Genomic DNA, 5,036 nt, shown 5'->3' with positions numbered 1-5,036 from the left:
ATAATATGATATTTAATATGATGTTGCACGTCTTGAGTTAGCCAATTTTCTGGAAATTCAAATTCTTCTTCCAATTTCAATAATTTTCTGGTATTCTTATCCATGTGAAGCACCTCTTTACTATTTTGTCTCAACTTATAGTTTACTGGTTTGCTTCACTTTTTTATATAAAAAATAATCGTGTTGGCGAACTTTTTTGTTCACCAACACGATTTATTGTACACCCGATTATTTTTATATAACTTAGAAAAATTTTTAACCAACATAGTTTGACGACATCCCTTCATTTAAAACCTTTTTTGTAATATAAACTTTTTAACTATTCTTTAAAAAATTAAAGCATCATCTTACTATTTAATGAATTTGTTCTTATTCAATATATCACTCTCTGTTCAATTCTATAGTTCATATACTACCATGTTGTTTATGCTAATATTTCCCACTCTATTCTTAAGCTACACATCATTATTTTTATCTATTTAAATCTACCATTTAGAAGAGCATTTCACACAGACTTTTCTAAGGATATTCTATAAATTAACACTTAATACTTGCTAATTTTTTCTACGCTCTTGTTTATAACAATTGATTGCATGATTTCTATTATTGAGATGTAGACACTTTTTCAAATATGGCTAAATATCTTTTTTATTCATATACACATTCTTTTTCACAAATTATTAAACCATTTTCATCACAAATACCTTTTTCATAATATCCCATTTTCTGCCAAAAAAGATTATTCTTTTCTGTTGTTAAATAAATAGCGGGAACTTGTTTAGTATGGAATTTTCTCTCAACATGTTGTACTAATAATTGTCCATAACTTTGCAAGCGATGATTTGGATGAACATATAGTTCACGAATAAACCCATATCCTATTCTTTGACACCAATCACTAAGAGGTGTATCTACTTGTACTTGGATAAAACCAATAAGGGTGTGAGCATGATATGCTCCAAAAATATCAATAATATGCTCCTGCTTTTTCCAATACATATAATCAAACATTGCTCTATACCATATATCATTTGGATATAGCTGTGTTGTTTGTTCAAAGTGTGTTTTGAATAATGCTTCAAACGCTCCCCAATGCTCATTATTTATCTCTTTTATCATACTCTACATGCTCCTCTATCATAATTCCTTTTATACATTCCATATCTTCACTATTTTGTCTATTTTATCATAAGTTGATAAGTTATCTATAGTGAACACTCTTATTTTCTTTACTCTCATAAAAGGAAGTCAATAGCTCATTTCCTCGCAACATAATGTGCTGACTAAAGTAAAAAAAGGCTTTATAGAGCCTTTTGAACAATGCAGCAAATGGGACTTGAACCCACACGAGAAAATTCTCACCACCCCCTCAAGATGGCGCGTCTGCCATTCCGCCATTGCTGCGTATAAAACAGGTGAAAACCTGCTTAATTAATCAACTAACGATTCAATTTTTGCTTGTGTTAATCTTAATAATGCTTGTCTAGAAAGTTCAATTTGTACGCCTCTTTTTCCACCTGAAATAATGAGTGTATCCGATGTATTAACGGATTTATCTATAAATGTAGTGTACTGTTTTTTCATTCCAATTGGAGAGCAACCACCACGGATATAGCCTGTTTTCTTTTCTAAATCATCTAAAGGTAATAAAGATACGCTTTTCTCCTGAGTTAAATGTGCCACTTTTTTGAAATCTATATTCTGCCATATTGGAATAAGGCACACATAAATACATTGCGATTTCCCTATAACCAAAATTGTCTTATACACACGCTTAGATAATTCACTATGTTGTAATAGTGGCGAATGATGTTTATCCTCATTCCACTCATACTCATATAAACGATAGGCAATTTTTTGTTTGTCTAATAAACGAATGGCATTTGTTTTAACCACTTTATCACCACTTTATTTTAACCTATCCCAGTTACTAAAGTATAATTTATTTAAAATGCTTTTTTTAGGATTTGTTAAATTTGTTTTGTTTTGATTAATCACATCATGATAGAACGCTAAAACATTATCACTAAACTCTTCAGATGATACACTGTACAATAAGGTGTTGAACTCTTCTTGCGACAATTTTTGACGCTCTTTTAAAATTGGAATATAGTCAATAATTGTTTTCGCTAATAAAGAACTATTCTCAAATAGATCTCCTAAAGATTTATCTTTAATAATAGCTGATAAATAATCATTTTTCTTAGCAATAACAGGTAGTCCATTGACTAAGGCTTCTAAATAAGTCAGCCCTTGTGTTTCTGTTTCCGAGGCATTGACATATACATCTGCCATTTGGTAATACTGATACACCAAGTCATTAGGTATCTCACCGATAAACAAAACATGCTCTTGAAGTGCCATGTTATTCACTAAATCTTCTAATTCCTTACGTGCAGGACCAGCCCCAACAAAGACTAATTTTGCATCTGGATAAGCCAATAATACTTCTGGCAACGCTAAAATTAGTTTATCCAAACTTTTTTCTTTAGCTAAACGGGATAGCGACAATAAAACAAGATTATCTTCTAAATGCCATTCCAATCTCTTTTGTAAACGGATATGTTCATCTTTTTCAGGAATAGGCACACCCGTAGGAATTACTCTAATTTCTGTTGTAATATTATAATTGAACAAAATATCTGCCATCTGTTTACCTGGAGCAATAACCCCAGATGTGTGATTACAAAAATAATGTGAAATAGCTTTAACATGCGAAGGTCTAATAATTTTTCCGTTCGCAATGTAATGTAAATATTTTTCATACATCGTATGATACGTATGAATAATTGGAATTTTCAAACGATAAGCAACATATTTTCCAATCAATCCCATACCAAATTCAGTATGTGTATGAACGATGTCAAATTGTTTTTGTTTAGCAATTCGATACGCTTTATTCATTCCGCCAATAACAACACGTCTATCCGTAAAAAACATAAATGGAATACTTGATATACGCACAATATCCTCATCTTCCATAACATCTGCATGAGGGTCTGTAGTCGTAAAAATAGTCACATCATGTCCTTGTCGTCTTAATTCATCTGACAACACTTTAATTGACGTTGCTACTCCACTCACTTGCGGAAAATATGTATCTGTAAACATTGCTATTTTCATATCAATTCTCCTTACCATTTCACCTTAACACTTATTCTACCTTTTTCCGCTCTGACATTCAAGTATTTCATGTAAAATTCTTATAAATTACCTACCATAAAAACGCTTTTTTCTTATATACTATATGTTCAGTAAAAAACTAATATCTTTTCCTAAAATCATGTTATCAAAAATGTAAACAAACCAAAATTAGTTATTTCCTATTCATTGCATATCATTCAAACAAAACAATGCATTTTTCTAACAAGACTATACTATTATTGATTAATGCTAAAAATTTTATTTCACCGACTCTCATAAATTTGGTATAATAAGATGACATAACTACGGAGGTACGTTTATGAAAGAAATATTTGATAAATTCATTTCTCAAGTGATAGACAAAGGAGTTTCTTTAATTATTCTTTTTTGTATTTATCTTTTTATTGAGAAAATTCTAGTAAAATCCATTAAAAAAATCTATAAGGAACGCCGTACATCATCTAAATTAGTTGATCCAAGAACAGAAACATTGTACAAATTATTTATGAGTGGGCTACATTATGTTCTCTACTTTTTTATAGGATACGCAGCACTATCTATTCTTGGATTTCCTATGGCAACACTAATTGCTGGTGCTGGAATAGCTGGACTTGTCATTGGACTAGGTGCTCAAGGGTTTATTAACGATTTAGTCAACGGTATTTTTATTTTAATTGAACATCAATTTGACGTCAATGATGCGGTTGTCATTTCGGGGATTGAAGGAAAAGTTAAATCTATTGGACTACGTATTACAACGTTGATTGGTTACGATGGCTCACTTTATTATTTACGCAATAAAGATATTTCAGCAGTCAACAACCTTTCTAAAGGAACTCGTCGTGTTCTTATTCAATTATACATCAAAAATCAAAGTGATTTACCTAAAATTATCCACATCATCAACACTGTCAATCAGCATAACATAGCGCAATTTCCAGATATTGTTAAGGACGCTGAACATATTGGTTTACAAGTCAATGCTTATGGACAACTTTATTATAGTATTGCTCTATATACTAAACCTGCTGCTTATACAACTATTCAACATATATTTTATCAAAAATACATTGAGGCTCTAACTCAAGAAAACATTAGTATAGTACAAAACCTCATGTCATCTAAATAAGGTAAAATGACTCAAAAGAGGGAACCTCTAAAAAAGATTTCCTCTTTTGAGTCTAACTATTGCAAAATTTATGCATAAGATAAAATCTTTATCATATATGTTATTACTTTAACTGACAACTCAATCTCATCTTTTAGTGCCAATAAAATCATGATATCACAAGTAATAAACAAACACTATGCACTCTCTCAAATTAATGCCTATTTATATAAATTTTTTGTATCAGTTTATTCAATAATATGCTATATATGTTTCTTAATTATGCACACATTTCAAACGTACCATAGCCAGTTAGGCATATCTCAACACAAATAAAAAATCTTCTAATAAATCACAGTATCATAATAGTTTTAGACAAGATAAATAAAACAGTCATACCTCCTTGTATTAACATAAGGAGGTATGACTGTTTAAATATTTTTATGACTCGAATTGTAAAGCCAAGTGCAACAGTACATGAAAAATACTAAAGTCACAGTCTATGTCTGTGTGCGACATAGTTGTTTTGTAATGGAATAGGTGTAACGGTCAAGGTATTAGCGTAGCGAGCCTTTACGGTTACACCTATTCTGTTATAGTTTATGTCGTTGCACACAAACGATTAAACATAGTATGAGGTGTATCATAGTCTAGTATACGTCTAGGTCTATTATTTAACGCATTTTGTATAGTTGTTATCATTTGAATAGGTACTAAATTAAATGATTTTCCCTTTGGTAAAAATTCTCGAATTAAACCATTGTGATTTTCATTAGTCCCTCGT

The 5,036-nt window shown here is 30.7% G+C and carries 4 protein-coding genes, 1 tRNA gene and 1 pseudogene; 1 reads left to right on the top strand and 5 read right to left on the bottom strand.

Annotated elements, in window-relative coordinates:
- Positions 1 to 648: 648 nt before the first annotated feature.
- The 4 genes from E4T68_RS08385 to E4T68_RS08370 form a co-directional block, all read right to left on the bottom strand.
- A complete protein-coding gene (locus E4T68_RS08385) occupies positions 649 to 1,119 on the bottom strand; it encodes a GNAT family N-acetyltransferase (RefSeq protein WP_135125941.1) in 471 nt (156 codons plus the stop codon).
- 202 nt (positions 1,120 to 1,321) lie between these two features.
- Positions 1,322 to 1,404, bottom strand: a tRNA-Leu gene (locus tag E4T68_RS08380).
- A gap of 27 nt (positions 1,405 to 1,431) precedes the next feature.
- Positions 1,432 to 1,896 carry a Cys-tRNA(Pro) deacylase gene (gene ybaK / locus E4T68_RS08375; protein ID WP_135125939.1) on the bottom strand — a complete coding sequence of 155 codons (465 nt, stop codon included), beginning with the start codon at positions 1,894 to 1,896 and terminating at the stop codon, positions 1,432 to 1,434.
- 12 nt (positions 1,897 to 1,908) lie between these two features.
- A complete protein-coding gene (locus E4T68_RS08370) occupies positions 1,909 to 3,123 on the bottom strand; it encodes a glycosyltransferase family 4 protein (protein ID WP_135125943.1) in 1,215 nt (404 codons plus the stop codon).
- Between the two features lie 340 nt (positions 3,124 to 3,463).
- On the opposite strand from E4T68_RS08370, the gene E4T68_RS08365 reads away from it, so the two are divergent.
- Positions 3,464 to 4,273, top strand: a complete 810-nt coding sequence (locus tag E4T68_RS08365; RefSeq protein ID WP_135125937.1) for a mechanosensitive ion channel family protein — start codon at positions 3,464 to 3,466, stop codon at positions 4,271 to 4,273.
- A gap of 579 nt (positions 4,274 to 4,852) precedes the next feature.
- Here the strand turns inward: E4T68_RS08365 and E4T68_RS09645 are convergent.
- A pseudogene (locus E4T68_RS09645) lies at positions 4,853 to 5,036 on the bottom strand (IS30 family transposase); the annotation flags it as partial.

The sequence above is a fragment of the Granulicatella sp. WM01 genome (assembly GCF_004570605.1).
Taxonomy (GTDB): Bacteria; Bacillota; Bacilli; order Lactobacillales; family Aerococcaceae; genus WM01.
Note: the sequence above shows the minus strand (reverse complement) of the source record. Positions and strands in the feature narration are given on the sequence as shown.

Coding starts and splice junctions, on each gene's coding strand:
- E4T68_RS08385 (WP_135125941.1), bottom strand. CDS start 1,119: ATGATAAAAGAGATAAATAATGAGCATTGGGGAGCGTTTGAAGCATTA.
- E4T68_RS08370 (WP_135125943.1), bottom strand. CDS start 3,123: ATGAAAATAGCAATGTTTACAGATACATATTTTCCGCAAGTGAGTGGA.
- E4T68_RS08365 (WP_135125937.1), top strand. CDS start 3,464: ATGAAAGAAATATTTGATAAATTCATTTCTCAAGTGATAGACAAAGGA.